Annotated in this window: 19 protein-coding genes and 3 tRNA genes; 8 read left to right on the forward strand and 14 right to left on the reverse strand. The window is 40.6% G+C overall.

Features of this window, described 5'->3' with window-relative positions:
- Positions 1-7 precede the first annotated feature (7 nt).
- The 5 genes from H5187_RS16285 to bioH form a co-directional block, all read right to left on the reverse strand.
- On the reverse strand, positions 8-793 hold the full coding sequence (locus H5187_RS16285; protein ID WP_182740428.1) for an outer membrane beta-barrel protein: 786 nt from the start codon (positions 791-793) through the stop codon (positions 8-10).
- Between the two features lie 69 nt (positions 794-862).
- Positions 863-1,591, reverse strand: coding sequence for a hypothetical protein (locus H5187_RS16290; protein ID WP_182719094.1), 729 nt, complete (start codon positions 1,589-1,591; stop codon positions 863-865).
- 160 nt (positions 1,592-1,751) lie between these two features.
- Positions 1,752-2,630, reverse strand: a complete 879-nt coding sequence (locus H5187_RS16295) for a putative metalloprotease CJM1_0395 family protein (RefSeq protein ID WP_182740427.1) — start codon at positions 2,628-2,630, stop codon at positions 1,752-1,754.
- Positions 2,631-2,636: 6 nt separating this feature from the next.
- Entirely contained in the window at positions 2,637-2,945 is a 309-nt protein-coding gene (locus tag H5187_RS16300; RefSeq protein WP_145242541.1) for a hypothetical protein, read from the reverse strand.
- Between the two features lie 100 nt (positions 2,946-3,045).
- On the reverse strand, positions 3,046-3,783 hold the full coding sequence (gene bioH / locus H5187_RS16305; RefSeq protein ID WP_182719091.1) for a pimeloyl-ACP methyl ester esterase BioH: 738 nt from the start codon (positions 3,781-3,783) through the stop codon (positions 3,046-3,048).
- 58 nt (positions 3,784-3,841) lie between these two features.
- Here bioH and H5187_RS16310 point away from each other — a divergent pair, with 58 nt between their 5' ends.
- The gene (locus tag H5187_RS16310; RefSeq protein WP_182719106.1) at positions 3,842-4,543 is read left to right on the forward strand and encodes a ComF family protein; all 702 of its coding nucleotides are present in this window, start codon (positions 3,842-3,844) and stop codon (positions 4,541-4,543) included.
- Between the two features lie 16 nt (positions 4,544-4,559).
- Here H5187_RS16310 and H5187_RS16315 read toward each other — a convergent pair whose 3' ends face one another.
- Entirely contained in the window at positions 4,560-7,112 is a 2,553-nt protein-coding gene (locus tag H5187_RS16315; RefSeq protein WP_182719090.1) for a M14 metallopeptidase family protein, read from the reverse strand.
- 145 nt (positions 7,113-7,257) lie between these two features.
- Between H5187_RS16315 and nfuA the strand changes: the two genes are divergently transcribed.
- Both nfuA and H5187_RS16325 read left to right on the forward strand, forming a co-directional pair.
- Complete coding sequence (gene nfuA / locus H5187_RS16320) at positions 7,258-7,833, forward strand: Fe-S biogenesis protein NfuA (protein ID WP_145242549.1); 576 nt, start codon at positions 7,258-7,260, stop codon at positions 7,831-7,833.
- 12 nt (positions 7,834-7,845) lie between these two features.
- Positions 7,846-8,118, forward strand: coding sequence for a hypothetical protein (locus tag H5187_RS16325; protein ID WP_145242551.1), 273 nt, complete (start codon positions 7,846-7,848; stop codon positions 8,116-8,118).
- A gap of 368 nt (positions 8,119-8,486) precedes the next feature.
- On the opposite strand, the gene H5187_RS16330 is transcribed toward H5187_RS16325, so the two are convergent.
- The 5 genes from H5187_RS16330 to nudE all read right to left on the reverse strand — a co-directional run bounded on the left by H5187_RS16330 (position 8,487) and on the right by nudE (position 10,446).
- A tRNA-Met gene (locus H5187_RS16330) sits at positions 8,487-8,563 on the reverse strand.
- A gap of 66 nt (positions 8,564-8,629) precedes the next feature.
- Positions 8,630-8,706: transfer RNA gene (locus H5187_RS16335), tRNA-Met, on the reverse strand.
- Between the two features lie 158 nt (positions 8,707-8,864).
- Positions 8,865-8,941: transfer RNA gene (locus tag H5187_RS16340), tRNA-Met, on the reverse strand.
- A 142-nt stretch (positions 8,942-9,083) separates the two neighbouring features.
- Complete coding sequence (cysQ, locus tag H5187_RS16345; protein ID WP_145242561.1) at positions 9,084-9,881, reverse strand: 3'(2'),5'-bisphosphate nucleotidase CysQ; 798 nt, start codon at positions 9,879-9,881, stop codon at positions 9,084-9,086.
- On the reverse strand, positions 9,874-10,446 hold the full coding sequence (nudE, locus tag H5187_RS16350) for an ADP compounds hydrolase NudE (protein WP_179959231.1): 573 nt from the start codon (positions 10,444-10,446) through the stop codon (positions 9,874-9,876). Before nudE ends, cysQ begins: the two co-directional genes overlap by 8 nt.
- Before the next feature lie 61 nt (positions 10,447-10,507).
- On the opposite strand from nudE, the gene yrfG reads away from it, so the two are divergent.
- The gene (gene yrfG, locus H5187_RS16355) at positions 10,508-11,158 is read left to right on the forward strand and encodes a GMP/IMP nucleotidase (protein ID WP_145242565.1); all 651 of its coding nucleotides are present in this window, start codon (positions 10,508-10,510) and stop codon (positions 11,156-11,158) included.
- On the opposite strand, the gene H5187_RS16360 is transcribed toward yrfG, so the two are convergent.
- The 3 genes from H5187_RS16360 to H5187_RS16370 all read right to left on the reverse strand — a co-directional run bounded on the left by H5187_RS16360 (position 11,155) and on the right by H5187_RS16370 (position 12,664).
- Positions 11,155-11,778, reverse strand: coding sequence for a dUTP diphosphatase (locus H5187_RS16360; RefSeq protein WP_149983053.1), 624 nt, complete (start codon positions 11,776-11,778; stop codon positions 11,155-11,157). The genes yrfG and H5187_RS16360 overlap by 4 nt on opposite strands.
- Positions 11,779-11,959: 181 nt before the next feature.
- On the reverse strand, positions 11,960-12,328 hold the full coding sequence (locus H5187_RS16365; protein WP_145242569.1) for a YacL family protein: 369 nt from the start codon (positions 12,326-12,328) through the stop codon (positions 11,960-11,962).
- A gap of 111 nt (positions 12,329-12,439) precedes the next feature.
- Positions 12,440-12,664 (reverse strand): hypothetical protein, encoded by a 225-nt coding sequence (locus tag H5187_RS16370; protein ID WP_145242571.1) that lies wholly within the window; start codon positions 12,662-12,664, stop codon positions 12,440-12,442.
- Between the two features lie 327 nt (positions 12,665-12,991).
- Between H5187_RS16370 and uvrD the strand changes: the two genes are divergently transcribed.
- From uvrD to H5187_RS16390, 4 genes are all read left to right on the forward strand, one after another.
- Entirely contained in the window at positions 12,992-15,157 is a 2,166-nt protein-coding gene (gene uvrD / locus H5187_RS16375) for a DNA helicase II (RefSeq protein WP_145242582.1), read from the forward strand.
- Positions 15,135-17,228: a GNAT family N-acetyltransferase gene (locus H5187_RS16380; protein ID WP_182798045.1), complete on the forward strand. Its 2,094-nt coding sequence runs from the start codon at positions 15,135-15,137 to the stop codon at positions 17,226-17,228. The genes uvrD and H5187_RS16380 overlap by 23 nt, the downstream gene beginning before the upstream one ends.
- Positions 17,229-17,301: 73 nt before the next feature.
- Positions 17,302-18,306, forward strand: a complete 1,005-nt coding sequence (locus H5187_RS16385) for an ABC transporter substrate-binding protein (RefSeq protein WP_259400349.1) — start codon at positions 17,302-17,304, stop codon at positions 18,304-18,306.
- A 66-nt stretch (positions 18,307-18,372) separates the two neighbouring features.
- Positions 18,373-19,221 carry a chemotaxis protein gene (locus H5187_RS16390; RefSeq protein WP_182794658.1) on the forward strand — a complete coding sequence of 283 codons (849 nt, stop codon included), beginning with the start codon at positions 18,373-18,375 and terminating at the stop codon, positions 19,219-19,221.
- Positions 19,222-19,648: the final 427 nt, after the last annotated feature.

Here is a 19,648-nt window from a genome sequence, read left to right on the forward strand (position 1 = left end):
ATCCGATTTAAAAATAATAACGAAATGCTGCTGCTGCGATGTCAGCGTATTCATCGGTGTAACTGTAGGAAGCAGCAAACGTTATTTTTTCAGTGACTGCGTAATTTATACCCGCTTTTAACAGGAGGTTATTTTCACTTTCAGCATCATGTAAACGTACATAACCAGCACCTACGCCATGTAAACGTTCATAACCAACGCCTGCATTTACTTCAAATTGTTCGCTCAATAAATGTCGAATTTGTGCAGTTACTTCAAAGGAGTCAGCTGTTTCTGAACCTTCATAGTATGTTTTTGAAACATCAAAAACATTACCATCAGATTCAAGTCTATGTACAAATGTTTCCTCAGTCTTAACCTTACTTTTCCCATACTTCAGGGCATAGTCAACAGAAGTTTCTCTTGAAAAATGTTGAATGTATCCAAAGCCAACATTATAACGAGTTAAACTCATATCCGTTGTTTCATAGTAAGAATCTGTCATATTAGATGTATAAGTGCCATCTGGTAGAGGAGCAAATGATGTAAATGTAGTAGTGCTAGAATAGTCAACACGACTTTGAGAATACGAGCCTGTCACGAACCAACTTTCAAAAATTTGTTTGCTAAGATTAATAACGTACCCATCGTAGCCAGAATACATTGGGCTGTCAGGGTCCGTTTTATCATTGCTTTTAATGTCAGTTTTTGTATAGCCAACTTCAACATAATCGTAGCTTAAAAGTGATGCTTGGTTTGCTGCGGCGGTGATTGAGAAAAGTGATAAAGCCCCAGCTAATACTGCATATTTCATTTAATTGTCTTCCATACTAAAAATCGCCACAAAATCTATTTGCGGCGATTTTAATTTTTTATTTCAAGATTAAAAGTAAAAGCGTAACGTCACTGCAATGTCTGCGTACTCATCAACGTAACGGTATGAAGCACCTAAAATTGCTTTTTCAGTCAAGGTATAATTAAAACCCGCTTTTAAAACAACGTTATTGTCACTTTCTTCATCATGTAAACGCTCGTAGCCAAGTCCCGCGTTGACTTCAAATTTATCCGTGACTAAATGCCTAACTTGCACATTAGCAGAGAGGATATCAGCACTATCTGAGTCCGAGTAACCTGATTCTGACGATGAGAATACTTGGCCATTAAACCTTTCTTCGACGAGGTTTATGAAGTCAGTGCTGTACTTCAGTCTACCTAGATTGATACTGTAATCTAAATTGGTAACTGCAGATAAACGTTGAATATAACCCGCACTGAGCTCTAATCTAGTAAATTCAGCGTCTAGCTTTCCTTCAGTGTATAACTGTGACGTTCCGACATACTCACCGTTTTGAAAGATATCACGATAATCCTCAGAGACACTATTTGACAGATCATCTGATGTGCTTGCATATAAACCGGTTAGATACCAATTACTACTTACTTGCTTGCTAAGCTTAACTGCATAGCCATCAAAGCTAAGTTCATCCAAGCCATCTACGTCCATTTTTGCATAGCCAACTTCGACATAGTCATAACTTAAGCCAGCCGTTTCATTCGCCACCGCTGTTATTGAAAAAAGTGATAAAGCACCTGCGATTACTGCATATTTCATTTAATTGTCTTCCATACTAAAAATCGTAGGGAAAATAGCAGTTACAGTAATGTTTCACAATTAAGTGCATACATCTTTAGGTAAATAAATGTGAATAACCACACTTAAAAAATGATTTATTTGGATTTAAATTGAGGAAACACATATTACGAGGGAGCAACTATATGGTTGCAGAAAAGCCAGACTGTCCATAAGGCGAGGTGGCGGCTTGATAAAACTGCGCAATGCGACCTGCACGCTGCTCAACTTCAATATCGCGCTTAGCCGTTGCGGTTTCTGATTCAGCAGTAGCTGCAACTTTCTCATCCTTTGTTAATTCGTTATCTACTTTGAACGATACTGATTGCGTACTGCTTTCATCATCACTGTCTATATTACTAAGCTCTGCTTGCGCTGCAGCGAGCTTTTGAGTGGCATCAGCAGCAATCGAACGATCAGCACCAGAAGGCTCTGCCGGCGCTAAAGCTGCAGCACGTACCGTTTGCATTTTCTCTATTGTAGCTCGCGGGTCACCTGCTATTTCAGCAACGTCAATTTGTACTTCGCCACCAACAGCGTAATTGGTACCATCAGGTCCGCGTTGGTACTCATAACTTGGCGAACCTGCGTGTTGACCACCAACTGATGAGTGAGCTTGCTCATGAATACGTACTTCAATATCACGCGCTTTTAACTCTTTAATTTGCTCAGCGTCTTGTTGCTCTTGCTGAGCTACTTGCTCTTTTTGCTTTGCTTCTTTCTCTGTATCTTGTTGTTGCTGTTCATTTTGCTCTGGGTTTTGCTCTGCATCTCCCTGCTGACGCTCTTGAATTACTTTTTCGTCGGCAAGTTTACCCTTGGCATCATAAGTGCCGGTATCAGTTGTACCGGGTTGTTTAGTTTTTTCATTATCACCAAGCGCTTTGTTTTCAGCATTAGTCGGTTTTGTAGCTGCAGGTGGCGGGATAACTTCCCGAAGTTGGTTGTCACGCCGAGCGGTTTCCGTATAAACATTTGCGGTGTTTATATTAATATTTGGAAATGGCGTGACAATGTTCATGGCAAATTAAACACGAATATCAATCAAAGTCCCCAGCACTTCGTCTGCGGTTTGAATTGATTGCGTATTGGCTTTGGCATTAAACTCTTCGACCTTTAAATTGACCAAGGCTTCATCAATACGTGGTGGTTGTGACACAGGAGCGGTTACCGCTTCTTCCGGACGAGCAGCTTGCAGCTGGCGCTGTTGGGCAAGCTGGGCGTCGTCTTGTTGCTCAATGCTGGCGCGATTTATTTCTGCGCTGGCTTTCTCTATACCCTGACTGGCACGATTAAAACCTTCAACACCGTTATTAAACACAGATCCGATTGGCATATAACACCTCCACCAATGATATATTGGTTAATTATCGCTCATAAAACAGTCAAAATAAAGCTTTACTGCAGAGTTTTTCAAACCACCGTAAAGTTACTTTTCAAAGCATTGATTTGACGGCAGATAAAAACTCTTTTTTATGGGATATAAAAGGTGCGTGTGACGCCTTATCGATCACTTCATACTCAAAATCGTGTTTTAAAACTTTCATTTTGGTTACTGCGCGATACGGTACCAATGCATCTAAACGGCCAAATACAGCACGGATCGGCACTGGACAACAGGCAAAAGCATCGCGTAAATCATCTTGCTGTAAAATATCCAAACCAGCAGTTAATGCACACTCTTGTGGAGCCGGAAATTCATTGAGTAACTGTTTAAGTTGTTTAATATCATCTCGGGCATTTTCACTGCCCATCGCCTGTATTGCCAAAAAGCGATCGATGGTTTTCTCACGATGAGTGACTAACTGCTCTTTAAATGCAGCTAATACATTTGCTTTAATTCCTGGCCAATCATCGCCTTCAGCAAACAATGGAGTTGCAGCAACTAATATCACTTTCGCGACTTTTTCAGGCCAGTGCTTTGCAATATAAAGAGCAAATAAACCACCTAAAGACCAGCCCATTAAGGTAGTGTTTGGCTGTAATTGATTGCTTAATTGTAATGCAGCGGCATGCAAAGTATACGGCTTTGGCGATGCTTGATTATTACCGTAACCGGGTAAATCAACACTGCGTACTGTATCGTTATGCATAAATTGAAGCTCCGGCAAGATCAACTGCCATACGCCTTGATTCATCCCCCAACCATGTAATAACACCAGCTCATTTTGCATTTTTTATAACCTTGCTCCAAACTTAGCGCTCATAATAGCGTTTGAGGGAATGAATGCAATGACTGCTTTTCATCAATGTTTTCAACAGCTGGGCGATTGGTTTTTTCCTTCTTTTTGTGTGCAATGCCAAAGTATTATCCGTACCAAACATAGTTTATGCGAACATTGTTTAGCTGATTTGCCGCTATTAGATATAACCACACATGCTAATTTACTGTATCGCCCAGATGTGGTTGAGTTATTTCCTGATTGCCAATTCGATTACCTGTTCGCTTGCGCGTGGTATCGTCCCCCTTTCGATGGTTGGCTCACGCAACTTAAATTTAGTAACCAAATTCATTATAAAAACGCATTGTCGTTAATTATTAGCCAGCAACTGACTGTTAGTAAAAAAAATAGCGAAATATGGCCAGATTTATTTATTATTTTACCTCTACATCAGCAGCGTTTTTTAAAGCGAGGCTTTAACCAAGTATCACAATGCTGGTTGCCATGTTTAGTAAATGAAAATATTGATTCTCAGAGTTTACAGCGTACAAAGAAAACCCAAGCACAGTCATCACTTAGCAAAGCTAAACGAGTAAAAAACTTACATGGCGCATTTATATGTAATACCGATATGAGCGGAAAAACAATTGCTATCATTGATGATGTGATGACCACAGGAGCAACTCTTAATGCTGCTACCGTCGCCCTTAAAAAGGCTGGTGCTAAGCAAGTTTGGGCATTTGTAACCTGCTTAACACCATTAGGTCATTAATACTTAAGCTAATTAATTAATCGGCATTCGCTCTAAATGTGTGACCAAAAAACAATGCATTGCTCAATAAACGACTGGTGCCGTACCAATAGCCCCTAAATACCGGATCATCTGTCATACCAATCACACTGCCACGACCATACGAATGTGCCACTAAACCAGCCGCTCCCGCTACTTGCTCAACATTCACATCATCGGTAAAGCCAGCTAGTAATGGCTTTTGCGTATACTGCAACACATTTACAAATGGTGCAGCTGACATTTCAAGTAACCAAGTACTATTTTTAAATACTGGTAAGGTGTCACGCTGTAATGAAAAAGTAAGTGGGTGCGTTAAATCGGCTTTAGTATTAAATATCGCTCCAGCAATACGTTGACGCCCAGCTAGATGATCTTTATCACCATAGTTTAAGCCATCCGTTTTGAAGGCGCTGGCAACATCTCGGCGTGATAAATAACTGGTTTTTAATAGTTGTTGATCGACTAAAAACTTAGCCCCACCTTTGTGGCCCCAAATAACTCCACCTTTACGTACCCAAGTTTTAATTGCTATTTTGTCAGCATCTGAAAGCTTATTGTAATTTCCATGAGCCAAAACAATGTGGCTGTAATCACTAAGTTCAAGATCACCAAAACGTTCAATTTCCACAATGGTAGATGCCACACCAACAAAGCGATCTAAGTAATACCACACTTCACCTACTTCATATTGACTAGTCCCTTGGCCACCAACGAGTAATACTTTCGGCGCTTTAACTACCGCTAACGTCCGCGAGCCTAAATCGACACCCTTTGCCGTTAAGCCAGAAGTAATAGGCGTAATCGCAATACCAAACTCATTTTGTGCACTATTTAATAACGACACCCATTGCGGATTTTTTTGAATCCCAGCAGGAATAATAATACTACCCGCAGCAAATTCCTGTGTACTTGCAAGCGATTTAGCTGATAACGGGCTGAGCGCCACACGAGCTTGCACACCTTGCTGTAATAATTTATTAAGCATTTTCGGAGCTAAATAATTATCCCATTTAAAGCCAAACGCATACTGTGCATCTAACTCAGCAAATTGTGGTTTTTCAGGCTGTTGCCATGCATTTTTACTAACGTCTAAGCCCCAGCCACTTTTGATTGCTGCAAACTCCAAGTTAAAAGCGTGGGCTAACGTCCAACCGGATACATCATAAAAAGTGTTATCAACAAAACGCTTTTGCTCACTAAAAATGGCTTTAACTAAGCGATATTGCGGCTGGGCTAATGGCACAAAATAACTTTTCGCAGAAAAATTCTTACCATCCGCTTTTACTGCTTTATTAAGTGGATAAGCTTTGATCTGATGCTGTTTCAGTAAATCTAAAAAAAGTGCGCTACGTGTTGTATCTGCACCGCCTTGTACTACATAACCTTTATAATCTTCATCATTAGCAAGCTCTATAGCATTATTGTAAAAACTAGCTTGGTAATCGAGTAATGCTTGGCGATTATCTATCGCAGCCTGAAATGTAGATAGGCTCGTAAGCAGCTGGTTTTTAATCGTAAATGCAAAACTCAGCGGTCCATTTATGGTTTCTTGCAGATGACCACGAGAACTTGCTTGCTCAAATAAAATACCCACACCACCATTTACATCTGGATAAGTTGAACCTTTGCCATAGTAAAAATCATCAAAGCTTTCTTCGGTAAAATATAACGCGTTGTGTTCATCCAATGTTTTGGCATGATAGTTACCTATTGCCTTCGTGAGACTGACATTTTCATCAGGGGTGATCGGATGCTTACGTGATGGAATACCTGGCTGAAAGAAAAACGTGCTATTGGGACCCATTTCATGGAAATCAGTAAGAATATTGGGTTTCCAGTAATGAAACTTAGCAATACGAGCACGTGATTCAGGGTGTTGTAGCAGCAACCAATCACGATTTAAATCAAACCAGTAATGGTTAGTACGGCTACTTGGCCAGCTTTCAATATGCTCCCGAGTTTGTGGATCAGACGATAAGTTCATACCGCGATTACTATTCGCCCAATTCGCAAAGCGTGCTAAACCATCGGGGTTTAATGAAGGATCGAGTAAAATAACCGTGTTATTTAATAGCGTATCAATTTCTTTACCTTGCGCCGCAGCTAAATAATATGCCACCAGCAAGGCTGAATTACTACCAGAAGATTCATTGCCATGAACGCTATAACCCATCCAAACGACCGCTGGCTGATCGGTTTCTTTGGCTTTTTCTGGATCGGCTAAACGCGCCAAGTGCGCCTTACGTGTTTGCTCCACATTCGCCAACTTATCAGCTGCGGTGATAGTTAGCATAACGAGCGGGCGCTGCTCATGGGTACGACCAATGACTTCAAAATTAATACGGTCACTTTTTTGTGCCAATATTTCCATATAACGAACGAGTTGATCATGACGTACGTGCCACTGCCCGACTTCATAGCCTAAAACCTGCTCTGGAGTGGGAATCGTTGGATCAAATTTCACATCATCATTGAAATAATATGAAAGCGGTTGTGCTAAACAAGAAAAGCTTAGCAATAGTGTAAAGATTGTTATTATCAAACGCATAGAAAACACTCAGTAAATGATCAATGTTTGCACGCTACCATTGCTTAAAATAGATGCCAAATTTTTACGCTCAACACTGGCGACAACGCGATGAGCGGAGTATGATAACCAGTATCCGAGTAATTTAGTCAAGTATAGTTGTTTTATGATTTCTATTTCCGAAACCGCACAATCGCATTTTGCAAAATTATTAGCTGACCAAGCTGAAAAAACAAATATTCGCGTATTTGTTGTTAACCCTGGCACATCACAAGCGGAATGTGGTGTATCTTACTGCCCTGAAGATGCAGTAGAAGCCACCGATATTCGTCTTCCTTTTAACGGCTTTGATGCTGTAGTTGACACAGAAAGCGCGCCATTTTTAGAAGAAGCTGAAATCGATTTCGTTACCGATAAAATGGGCACCCAGTTAACACTTAAAGCCCCCAATGCTAAAGCCCGTAAAATCGGTGATGATGCAGGACTTAACGAACGTATTCAACACATGTTAGAAACAGAGGTTAACCCTCAGCTTGCTAACCATGGCGGCCAAGTAAGCCTTGTAGAAGTAACTGCTGAAGGTATTGCTGTTCTTCAATTTGGCGGTGGCTGTAATGGTTGTTCTATGATCGATGTCACACTAAAAGAAGGCATTGAAAAAGAAATGATTGCTAAGTTCGATGAAATCACCGGTGTTGCTGATATTACTGATCACAAAGCTGGCGATCATTCTTACTATTAATAGTAGGCAGTCATGCTAAAGCCGCTGATATATCGCTTAGGTTCAGAGCCTAAGCTCAGTTTAAAGCGCTTTTTACGCGGCTTAGCACTGTTTGTGCTAGCCGTGATATTAATCACCCTCGGCTATTATAGCCACTACAGCTTACAAATCATCGGCTTAGTAATTTTAGCCATCGCACTATTCTTCGCCGCTTGGGGCTACTTAGGTATCTTTGCTAATCGCTTTTCGCAGGTATTAGACAGAAAAGATTCCCGTCCAGAAGAAGATCCTGATCTTTGGAAATAGCCAAAGCTCTAGGTTCTATCAAAATACTGCCATGAAAAAGCACTCATCAACAATACCTATTTAATTTGTCGTACTTTATTTCAGTTGTTGCGGGAGCCTGAGTTTATGAAGAACGAACCGACGACCTTCGGGTTATGAGTAGCCCAATTTTCGCACTCACTGAATTTTAGACATAAAAAAACACTCATTTTAAGAGTGTCGATTCATTATTACTTGATTTCAGTGGTTGCGGGAGCCGGATTTAAATAGATGGCCTTTGCTGGCTAATGTAGAGCTGAGACCGACGAGCTATTTATTTCACTGAGTTTCAGGCATAAAAAAACACGCTTTAGGCGTGTCTGTTTAATATTTTAAATTGTAATTTCAGTTGGTTGCGGGAGCCGGATTTGAACCGACGACCTTCGGGTTATGAGCCCGACGAGCTACCAGGCTGCTCCATCCCGCGCCTGAAATATTAAGTGTTATTTTACTTCTTACTTAATTAAAGAAGTCAGCCAACTCACTAAAGAATTGGTTGCGGGAGCCGGATTTGAACCGACGACCTTCGGGTTATGAGCCCGACGAGCTACCAGGCTGCTCCATCCCGCGCCTGTATATTTTAAGTCTATCGACTAGTGATTTTTAACTCTCACCAAGAGTTTACAGTAACCGCTTCTTTAAAAGAATTGGTTGCGGGAGCTGTGAAAGGTGAAGAGTGAACCGACGACCTTTTAAAACTTCCAATGCACCAAATCATTTAATAAAATTGGTTGCGGGAGCCGGATTTGAACCGACGACCTTCGGGTTATGAGCCCGACGAGCTACCAGGCTGCTCCATCCCGCGCCTGTAATTTCTTTTTCAACGGTTTCGCGTTATTTGCGAGCCTGTTTCGAAGAGAGCGCTATAGTATAGGAATCATATTATAATGCAACAGTTAAACTGCTTAAAGCTGTTCAACCGAACAAAAAGCAAACAAACAGAGTAATTAAAGCGCTCTTTGGTGTGGACTGATCATTTTTTGCCACTCCCAATCAGGGTGACCCATCACTATAAAGTCAGGGTTCTCTGTACTCTCACGCTGATTGTAGGTTAATGGATTAAATTCAGCATCAGTAATACAGCCACCTGCTTCTTCAACAATTATTTGCGATGCTCCCGTATCCCACTCACCTGTTGGCCCTATCCGTAAAAAACAGTCAGCTTTACCCTCAGCAACAATACATGCTTTTAAAGAGCATGAACCTACAGCAACTGTTGTAAACTGCGCGTTCAAGTATTGACTAACAGCTTCAATTTTTTGACGACGACTAACAGCCAAAGTTAAGTTATCTGGAGTGGCAACATTGATCTGCTGCTCTACGCCATCAACACGCTTAAATGCACCATTTTGATAACTGGCAAAATAAGTTGTCTCTTTCGCTGGCCAATAAATCACCCCAAGCACTGGGCGATTGTTTTCAATCAAAGCGATATTTACCGCAAAGTCGCCGCTTTCTAAAATAAACTCACCGGTACCGTCCATTGGATCGAGTAACCAATAGCGCTGCCAATCTTGCCTATCTGCTAAAGCAGGGATTGGTGTTTCTTCTGACATAATAGGAATATCTGGCGCTAGTGCTTTTAATCCAGCAACTAACACATCGTTAGCGGCTAAATCGGCTTTAGTGACAGGTGTGTGATCTGACTTTTCTTGCTGGCCAATATCATCTTTCTTGTAAATAGCCATAATCGCAGCACCAGCGCTTTGCGCAAGCTCAATACATGGCTCAAGTAATTCAATCATTCGCAGCTCCTGATTCTAAATGCTTAGTTAATAATAGCAAAGCTGCAACGCTTCGTGCTTCGGTGAAGTCTGATTGTTGTAATAATGACTGCCAATCGGTTAATGGCCACTTAACAACCACTAATGGTTCTGGCTCGTCCCCAACTAAAGTTTGCGGATAAAGTTGTTGCGCAAACAATATGTGCATAGTCGCATTAAAGTAACTGGGTGCCATTGAAACCACTTTAAGTGGCTGAAGTTGCTCAGCACCAAAGCCAACTTCTTCTTTTAATTCTCGGTTTGCTGCTTGTTCTGGTGTTTCACCAGGATCAATTAAGCCTTTTGGGAAGCCTAGTTGATAATCATTAGTGCCAGCACAATATTCTCGTACTAACAGTAATTCATTATCAGCTGTTAATGGCACTATCATTACAGCCCCTCGGCCACCGCCGCGGATCCGTTCGTATTGACGCTGTTCGTCATTTGAAAATTTTAATTCAAGTGATTCCACCGTAAATAATCGGCTTTTAGCAACAACTTCGGTGCGAAGAATTTGTGGTGGTGTTGGGTGCTTTTTCTGTGTCATTGGCATTAATTTGCTATCATGGCAGTTAGTTCAATAATAAACCCTATAAGATGAAATTCCTATGTTAAATTGGTCAAAAATCGATACTGTGCTGCTAGATATGGATGGCACTTTGCTCGATCTCCATTTTGATAATCACTTTTGGCTGACAGTGATCCCTGAGCAACTCGCTATCGCAAAGAATATTAGTTTGGCACAAGCCCAAGCGGATATATTAAAACGCTATCAAGCCGTTAGCGGTCAAATCCAATGGTATTGCTTAGATTACTGGGAACAACAACTTAATTTACCTATTATGGAGCTAAAATATCAGCATCAGCACCTCATTAAAATGCGTGAGGATGTACCAGCATTTTTAACATCGTTGCGAAAAGCGGGTAAAGAGTTGATTTTACTTACCAACGCACACCCGGAAAGTGTCATGCTCAAGTTTGAAAAAACCAATATTGATAACTATTTAGATGGTGTGGTGTCGACTCATCAATATGGTGTGAGTAAAGAGCAGCAAAGCTTATGGCAGCAAGTACAACTCGATTTAGGTTTTGATAAGCAGCGTACGCTGTTCGTTGACGACAGTTTAGCGGTACTAAACGCCGCAAAAGAATATGGTATTGGCCATTTATTGGCGGTTGCAAACCCAGATAGTAAACAACCGCACAATGAAATCAGTGACTATTTGAGCGTCACTGATTTTCGTGACATGCTGCCTTAATTTTTAGGGTAGCGAGCCTCTAAGCCTTGATATACAAGCTTTGCAAAATCAGCATGTTCCGTATTCAGGCTTTTAACGACCTCAACTAAATGCTCGTTATCTTCTTTGCCATGCCATTCTTTAATGTAGCTACCATCTTTATAACCATGATCTTGGCGGAAAAAATTAAGCGTATTTTTACCTACATAGCCTCGATATAAATCATCAATATCCATACCTATTTGCGCCATACATCCAGCGAAGGCTGCGGCATTAAAGGTTTTCTCAGCGACGGCTGACGCGGCGAGAATTTCTAACGTTTGTTTGAAATCATCAGCTTGTTGCGGTGCACTTAACTGTTGTTCCAACTGCTTAGCAAGCTCTAAATAACTGGTCTCACCATCAATTCGTAACGATAAACCGAAGTGAAAAATATCAACCAATTCTAAAATAACTTGCTCGGTATCTGGAGTTTGCTTTTTCCACCATTTCCAACCGTAATGATCAAGCATTTCAGCGCATTCAACCCAAATAGCGCGATACCATTCAAAGCCTTGGCTAAACCATTGATCATGAACTTTGGTGTTCATGGCATTTTGCATTTCTAGCATCACCACTAGTTTGTTTAAATTGGCAGACATATCTCTTCCAGTTACTATTTTAATTGCCGTAATAATACAGATAAATACTCTTCGATGAAATCGATTCTACGTACTGATTGTGGTTAATACGCAGAGGTCGCTAACACAAATATTGCCAATATAGCTAAGGGCATTTCATTACGCGGCACCCGAGGATATTTTGCTAACTGAAAATTGACGGCTACCTACCTGTAGTAAATTCTTGCCATGAATTAATCAGATCAACAAAATCTTCAAAACCACAGCCACTACTTAAACCATTTTCCTCGAGCATAAGCTCATCATCTTGATAAGCAAATAAATCTTCAGAGTCTTGGTGCAAGGCATGGGCTTCAAAAATGGCTTCATCTTTATTTAAGATCAAATCAATTTCTTGGCCCTGTAGCGTTAACGGCTCAAAACTACTTGATACTGAGGCTATTAAAGCTTGTACCATAGCAATTTTGTCTTTGCCGATCTCTTCATTTAACCAACGGCCAATAACCGCATGTTCACTGCTAATTTTAATCCGCAGGCCACTTATTGGATCGCGTATAAATTGGTATTCCATAACTTTACCTAAATACAACTAATGATCGGGATTATACCCTAGTCAGTGCTGAATAAATAAAGCCAGTGACAAAAATAGCGCTAAAAAGCGCTATTCTTTGAAGTGATACAGCTACCGATAAGATCTAAACCGCGCGGCATCAATGATTGCCCAAATATAGACGATCGGCAGTAATATAAAACCAATCGCAACATAAATAAGCGCGCCACTAATAACCCACGCTAGGAAGAAACCAATTGCCGCCATGATCCGGCCTTGAACTAACTGCCCTAAACCTGGGAAAAATATATTACAAATCGCTGCGATAACATTACCGCCTGAACCTTGCTCTGCCATGTTAACCTCAATTATTAATTTAATTTTATTCTTATCTACTTACATTCTTCATGCCAATTATTTAGTTATTAAAAATCAATATGTTAAAATCAACGGTAATACGAAGAACTAGCTAAAATCGTGATTTTTACTAAATATAAGTCAAATTGGCGATATCACTTCACACCATTGATCTAGCTTAGCTAAAAAATGACTATAAATGAATCATTAAGTTTTTAAAGCCTTTAGACTATGTATTAAATTAACTGGTTATAAAAACAGTATTTTATTTAGCCTAACAAAAACACCTGTTATACTGCTTTTAATATTGATTGAAAAGGCGTGATGATGGACGTTTCAGAATTACTCGACGGTTTAAATGATAAACAACGGGATGCAGTTGCAGCCCCACTCCAAAATATGCTGGTGCTTGCTGGCGCAGGCTCTGGGAAAACTCGAGTACTCGTTCATCGTATCGCATGGTTAATGCAGGTTGAGCAAGCCTCCGCTTATAGTATTTTTGCAGTAACCTTTACCAATAAAGCAGCTAAAGAAATGCGCACGCGCGTTGAACAGGCCCTTCAGGCACCAGTAGGTGGTATGTGGATTGGTACTTTCCATGGCTTATCACACCGTATTTTGCGCGCCCACCATCGCGAAGCAAACTTACCAGAAGCGTTTCAAATTTTAGACTCTGATGATCAACTTAGAATGATCAAACGCTTATTAAAAGCCATGAATATTGATGACAAAAAATGGCCTGCAAAACAGTTTGGCTGGTATATCAGCGCCAAGAAAGATGAAGGTCTGCGCCCCAAAGATATCCAAGCTTACGACATCAACGAACAAATGATGCTTAAAGTTTACACCGCTTATCAAGAAGCATGTGATCGAGCAGGATTAGTTGATTTTGCCGAAATCTTATTACGTAGTTTTGAAGTACTAAAAAATAATCCAACCTTACTACGTCACTACCAGCAACGTTTTGCCCATATGCTAGTAGACGAGTTTCAAGATACCAACACCATTCAATATGCATGGCTTAAATTATTAGCCGGCGATACCAACAGCATCATGATCGTAGGTGATGATGACCAAAGTATTTACGGTTGGCGTGGTGCTAAAATTGAAAACATTAAGCGCTTTTTGACCGATTTTAAAGCCGAAACTATTCGCCTTGAACAAAACTATCGCTCTACTGCCACGATTCTAAAAGCGTCTAATGCACTTATTCAAAATAACTCAGACCGAATGGGTAAAAGCCTCTGGACTGATGGCAATGATGGTGAACCTATTTCTGTTTATGCCGCTTTTAACGAATTAGACGAAGCGCGCTTTGTAAGCAGCAAATTACGCAGCTGGTTAAACGCTGGTAATGCCCTACAAGATGCGGCGATTTTATATCGTAGTAACGCGCAATCGCGGGTACTTGAAGAAGCGATGTTACAAGAAGGCTTGAAGTACCGAATTTACGGCGGTATGCGCTTCTTTGAACGTCAGGAAATTAAAGATGCACTGGCATATTTACGGCTCGTAGGTAATCGTCAGGATGATGCTGCATTTGAGCGAGTGATTAACACTCCTGCTCGTGGCATTGGCGATAAGACCTTAAGCCATATTCGCGATTGTGCGCGTAGCGAATCATTACCATTATGGTACGCCGCCAAAGCCATCGTAGAACAACAACATTTATCAGGACGTGCGGCGACGGTTGTTACTAAGTTTGTTGAACTGGTAGAACATATTGAAGATAAAATTGGTGATCTCACTTTAGAAGAGCAAGCGAAATACGCTATTCAAACATCTGGTTTAATGGCGATGTATCAAGCAGAAAAAGGCGAAAAGGGCCGCGCTCGGGTAGAAAACTTAGAAGAGCTGATCAGCGCCTGTGGCCAATACGAACTCCCGGAAGATGAAGAGTTTAGCTCACCACTGCAAGGATTCTTGGCTTATACCTCACTGGAATCAGGTGATGGCCAAGCTGAAGAACATGAAGATGCAGTGCAAATGATGACGTTGCACTCAGCGAAAGGCTTAGAGTTTCCACTCGTATTTATGGTTGGTGTTGAAGAAGGCATGTTCCCATCTCAACAAAGTAATGAAGAATCAGGTCGGTTAGAAGAAGAGCGTCGTCTTTGTTATGTCGGGATGACTCGTGCGATGGAAAAACTCTATATTAGCCATGCCGAGAGCCGCCGTCTTTATGGTCAAGAAAAGTACCACAGTCCATCACGCTTTTTACGTGAAATGCCTGAAGATTGTATTGAAGAAATTCGTATTAAAACTCAAGTATCGCGACCACCCGCAGCAGGACGATTTAGCTCATCAGTTAGTCATGCCGTATTTGAAGAAAGTGGCTTTAGCTTAGGACAACACGTATTACATGCAAAATTTGGTATGGGAACGGTTATTAATTACGAAGGCAGTGGCGCTCAATCTCGCGTACAAGTGAATTTTGATGACTTTGGTAGTAAGTGGTTAGTAACTGTTTATGCACGACTACAAGCCATTTAACTCGTTAATAAGTAATATCCTACCGCAAATTGCCTATGCTAAACATAGGCAATTGCTACTCATTACTGGCGAACAAAACTGGTGTTATCAACAGGCTAATGAGTTACTCAAGCAACTTTGCCATCCGCTTGTTAAGGTATTATCAACTAGTGGCGAACTCACTGACAGTAGCTGGCCTGAACATACTCATCAAATTCTTGGCCAAGAATTTCAGCATGTTATTTATGACGGTTTTAGTGGCTTAGTGCCAGACAAATTTGCCGCTCTTAGTGGCACTGTTCAGGCTGGCGGTTTATTTATTGTATTGTTGCCAGAACTTGATGATTTACACTATTGGTGTGACCCAGCACTGACCGCCTTTCAATCATTTGCTCAACAACAACAGCAGAGTTATTTTAACCAACGCTTGGCACGCTTACTCCAGAGTAATTTGTATCTGCACCTGAGCCAACAATCAGGCTGGCAAACGTTACCAGAAACAAGCCAGCTAGCAGGTAAAATAAACCTAACTGAACAGCAATTTTGCATCGAGCAAATCATTAGAACTGCCAACGGTAGAGCCAATCGCCCTTTATTGATCAGCGCAGATCGTGGCCGTGGAAAATCGGCGGCTTTAGGGCTTGCTGCTGCAACACTTAACGATAAAAAAATACTCATTTGTGCACAGCAGTTTAACGCCCTACACAGCTGTTTTAAACACTTTGCCGCAGCACGAGGATTAAGCTATCAAACTCGGGATAAACAACTCGCCAACTTGCATTATATCGCACCCGATCAATTACTAAATGAACTACCTGACTGTGATGTATTGTTGGTTGATGAAGCTGCTGCGATCCCAGTACCATTATTAATTAAAATGCTCACGCATTATCCCCGCATTATATTTGCCAGCACTATGGTAGGTTATGAAGGGAATGGCCGCGGGTATACTTTAAAATTCAAACGTTACCTAGAGCAACATTATAAAAATATGCATAGTGTTACTCTAGAGCAACCAATTCGCTTCGCAGCGAATGATCCGCTAGAACAGCATATTTGTAATTTGTTAGCACTTGACGCCGATTATCAAGATATTACGCTAGACACCAGCGCTCTGCTCTATTCTGAACTGACTCCCCAACACCTTGCTGAAAATGAAGCACTACTGCGTCAAGTCATTGGGCTATTAGCATTAGCGCATTATCAAACTAGCGTGAATGACTTGCGCCACTTACTCGACGCGACAGAGCAACGCATCTTTGTATGTCAGCAACAAGGCGTTATTATTGCAGTATGCCTAATTGCGATTGAAGGCGGTTTAACCGCAGACTTGAGTCAACAGGTTGTTAGTGGTCAACGTCGCCCACAGGGGCATTTGATGGCGCAAACATTAGCACAGTTAAGTGCTAATGCTGACGTACTAACAAGGTTGTGTGCTCGTGTTGTGCGCATTGCTGTAGCTCCATCACAGCATAGTAAATGTATTGGCTCACAACTTATTGCTCATTGTGAACGGCAACTAGCATCGAGCTGTGACTGGTTTGGAGCCAGCTTTGGCGCTAATGCGAGCCTACTCAAGTTTTGGCAAATGGCGGGGTTTAGTTTAGTTAAACTAGGCTTTATGCAAGATAAAGCGACTGCAGAACATGCAGCTCTTGTGGCTAAAAGTTTAACTGATCGCAGCTCGCTAATTAAAAATCTGAAAACTGATTTTCAATCAGACTTTGCATTGCAACTACTTGATCATTTCAATCAGTTAGATCAACAATTAGTCGAACAAGTACTGCGTGACTGTGCTCAACATAACGCTGATAACATCCAAGATACACGTCTAGCTGCATTACTAACAACAGATTACCAAATTTTTACCATCAAACCTTTATTATGGCGGACACTTTGGTGCACACCAAGCAGCTTATCTAATTGCGATGAAAATACCAAATGTCTTTTTATTAGACTAATATTACAAAACTGGTCATCACAAAAGGCACAAATAGTTTTACAGATCCGTGGTAAAAAATCACTCGATAAACTATTCAAACAGGCTGTTACTAATTGGTATGAACAATACTTACTTAAAAAATTACCTTAGCGTTCTTTTCTTCTTTTTATTTTCACATAGCAATTTCGCCTATGCCGAGAACAAGCCAGCGATAAAATTAGGCATGTCTACCGCGTTAACAGGACCTGCCAAACAAATTGGTGAACAACTTTACCTAGGTAGTAATATCTATTTTAACAAGCTAAATAAAAACGGAGGTATCAATGGAGCACACGTAGAATTAATAGTCGCCGACGATGGCTATGAACCAAAACGCGCAGTAAGTAATACTCGTCACTTTATTTATCGAGACAAAGTAGATGCGCTATTCGGTGCAATGGGAACTCCAACAAGCTTTGCTGTTTTACCAATCCTTGAACAACTGCAAATTCCATATTTAATGCCTTACAGCGGCGCTAAATTTTTGCATTATCAGCCAACAATTAATGTATTCAACATAAGAGCTAGCTACGATGATGAAGCTGACGAGCAAATAAAATACCTAGTCGAAGAAAACAATCACACACGTATTGGATTTTTAATTCAAGCAGATGAATTTGGTCTTGTAGTAGAATCTGGATTGCGAGAATCGCTCGCCAAACACAATCTAAAGCCAGTTAAAGTCGCGCGCTATCAACGAAACAGTAATGAGATAATGAGCGCCTTAGAAATACTAAAAGCCAGTGGTGCTACAGCCATTTGCTTAGTAGGCACATACAAACCATTATCTGAATTTATAAATAGTGCCCATGAACAACAGTTTATGCCTGACTACACCAGCATATCTTTTGCCTCAAGCAATGACTTATTTGCTCGCCTAAAATACTCCAGTAAACTTATGGCGACCGAAGTAGTCCCTAACCCTAATAAATGTGACGCCTATTGGTGCACTGAATTCTTAAAAGATATGGCTGCAGCGCAAATTAACACACCTAATCGTCTGCACTTTGAAGGCTATCTCAATGCAATGGTGTTTAGCGCCGCAGCACAACGCTGCCCGCAACCACTGCAACATAATTGTTTAATGCAGCGCCTAAATATTATTTTTAGTGAAGATAAACAAATAAACGCGTTATTCGTCAATAAAACTGATAAGAATAAGCATACTGTCTATCGCTCTGTGTTTTAACAAAATAGCTGCGCTTTCTAAATAATGTTCTATTATTAAGCTATATATTTAGGAGGTGAGGACACTATGGACTTAATTAATTTTAGAGTAGGCCAGAAAACAATTTCATTAAAAATTCTCGACATACTTTTAACTGAACGCTTTGAAGATAATTTAACCTCATTACCTAACGACAATAAAAGTTTTATTGGTGTTAAAGACTATATGGAAACCCCCACTCCAATATTTGATCTAGGTATTATCCTCAACAAACAATCAACTCAAGATACCAACTTATCATTAGTGAATTTATTTAGTGAGTGGGAACAAAAACAACACGAATGGTTTTTCGCACTTGAAAATAGCATTAACCAAAATCAACCTTTTAACCACAACACTGACATTCAGCAATCTAACTTTGCAAAATGGTACAGCAGCTTTAAAACCGAAAATGAAGATCTTAAAGCAATTATAGAACGATTTAAGATCCCTCATGCACGCTTGTATAGTCGTGCTAATAAGCAAATTGAACTAGTAAAAAAAGGCAATCCAAAGCAAGCTCTTATTGACCTAAATATTGAGCGAAACAGCAATTTTATGCAATTAATTAGACTGTTCGAATCAGCCAAAGAACAAATTATTTTAGATTATAAGCCAATCATCATTTTTACCACAAAAGATGGTAGAAACCCACATATAGGACTACTTGTTGATAAAGTCGAGGATAATATCAGTTATAAAAAAGAAGATATCAAGCCTTTAGATAAGCTAACAGATGTAGGTTTTGACATTGACCCGCAGACCAAAAATATGATGCGAGGATTAATAAAACTTGAGCATAAACATAGCGTACTCATAGACCCAAGTGCAATCTTTAGACCTGATCACTTAATGCATCAACATGCTGAAGAAACAGCAGAATATGGGTTGTTTTAGAAGTGCATTTTCTAGATAGCAGTTCCTTTTAAAGGGCGCTAGTTTCTCAAGATTAAAAATGGCGCACGCATGTCAAAGGTTAACACTGACGGCTCGAAGCCAATAGCTTTCCTGCAGACGTAAAAAAGCCGCTTCATTTCTGAAGCGGCTTTCTCAATTTGGAGCCATGGTGCGCTACGCCTTAGGATGTCGTGGTGCCCACAGCGGTAAAAAGTCACATAGCAAATGTATAGAGTAGGCTTTAGGCTCTTATTCTTTTCCTTTAACCTATTACCTTTCACCTCGAACCTTCTTTATTCCAGACGTAAAAAAGCCCGACTATTTCTAGTCGGGCTTTCTCAATTTGGAGCCTGGCAATGTCCTACTTTCACATAGCAAATGCTACACTATCATCGGCGCTGTTTCGTTTCACTACTGAGTTCGGCAT

This window comes from Pseudoalteromonas sp. SG44-1 (assembly GCF_014164315.1).
GTDB classification, from domain to species: Bacteria; Pseudomonadota; Gammaproteobacteria; order Enterobacterales; family Alteromonadaceae; genus Pseudoalteromonas; species Pseudoalteromonas rhizosphaerae.

Coding starts and splice junctions, on each gene's coding strand:
- H5187_RS16285 (WP_182740428.1), bottom strand. CDS start 793: ATGAAATATGCAGTATTAGCTGGGGCTTTATCACTTTTCTCAATCACC.
- H5187_RS16290 (WP_182719094.1), bottom strand. CDS start 1,591: ATGAAATATGCAGTAATCGCAGGTGCTTTATCACTTTTTTCAATAACA.
- H5187_RS16295 (WP_182740427.1), bottom strand. CDS start 2,630: ATGAACATTGTCACGCCATTTCCAAATATTAATATAAACACCGCAAAT.
- H5187_RS16300 (WP_145242541.1), bottom strand. CDS start 2,945: ATGCCAATCGGATCTGTGTTTAATAACGGTGTTGAAGGTTTTAATCGT.
- bioH (WP_182719091.1), bottom strand. CDS start 3,783: ATGCAAAATGAGCTGGTGTTATTACATGGTTGGGGGATGAATCAAGGC.
- H5187_RS16310 (WP_182719106.1), top strand. CDS start 3,842: ATGACTGCTTTTCATCAATGTTTTCAACAGCTGGGCGATTGGTTTTTT.
- H5187_RS16315 (WP_182719090.1), bottom strand. CDS start 7,112: ATGCGTTTGATAATAACAATCTTTACACTATTGCTAAGCTTTTCTTGT.
- nfuA (WP_145242549.1), top strand. CDS start 7,258: ATGATTTCTATTTCCGAAACCGCACAATCGCATTTTGCAAAATTATTA.
- H5187_RS16325 (WP_145242551.1), top strand. CDS start 7,846: ATGCTAAAGCCGCTGATATATCGCTTAGGTTCAGAGCCTAAGCTCAGT.
- cysQ (WP_145242561.1), bottom strand. CDS start 9,881: ATGATTGAATTACTTGAGCCATGTATTGAGCTTGCGCAAAGCGCTGGT.
- nudE (WP_179959231.1), bottom strand. CDS start 10,446: ATGACACAGAAAAAGCACCCAACACCACCACAAATTCTTCGCACCGAA.
- yrfG (WP_145242565.1), top strand. CDS start 10,508: ATGTTAAATTGGTCAAAAATCGATACTGTGCTGCTAGATATGGATGGC.
- H5187_RS16360 (WP_149983053.1), bottom strand. CDS start 11,778: ATGTCTGCCAATTTAAACAAACTAGTGGTGATGCTAGAAATGCAAAAT.
- H5187_RS16365 (WP_145242569.1), bottom strand. CDS start 12,328: ATGGAATACCAATTTATACGCGATCCAATAAGTGGCCTGCGGATTAAA.
- H5187_RS16370 (WP_145242571.1), bottom strand. CDS start 12,664: ATGGCAGAGCAAGGTTCAGGCGGTAATGTTATCGCAGCGATTTGTAAT.
- uvrD (WP_145242582.1), top strand. CDS start 12,992: ATGGACGTTTCAGAATTACTCGACGGTTTAAATGATAAACAACGGGAT.
- H5187_RS16380 (WP_182798045.1), top strand. CDS start 15,135: ATGCACGACTACAAGCCATTTAACTCGTTAATAAGTAATATCCTACCG.
- H5187_RS16385 (WP_259400349.1), top strand. CDS start 17,302: ATGTCTACCGCGTTAACAGGACCTGCCAAACAAATTGGTGAACAACTT.
- H5187_RS16390 (WP_182794658.1), top strand. CDS start 18,373: ATGGACTTAATTAATTTTAGAGTAGGCCAGAAAACAATTTCATTAAAA.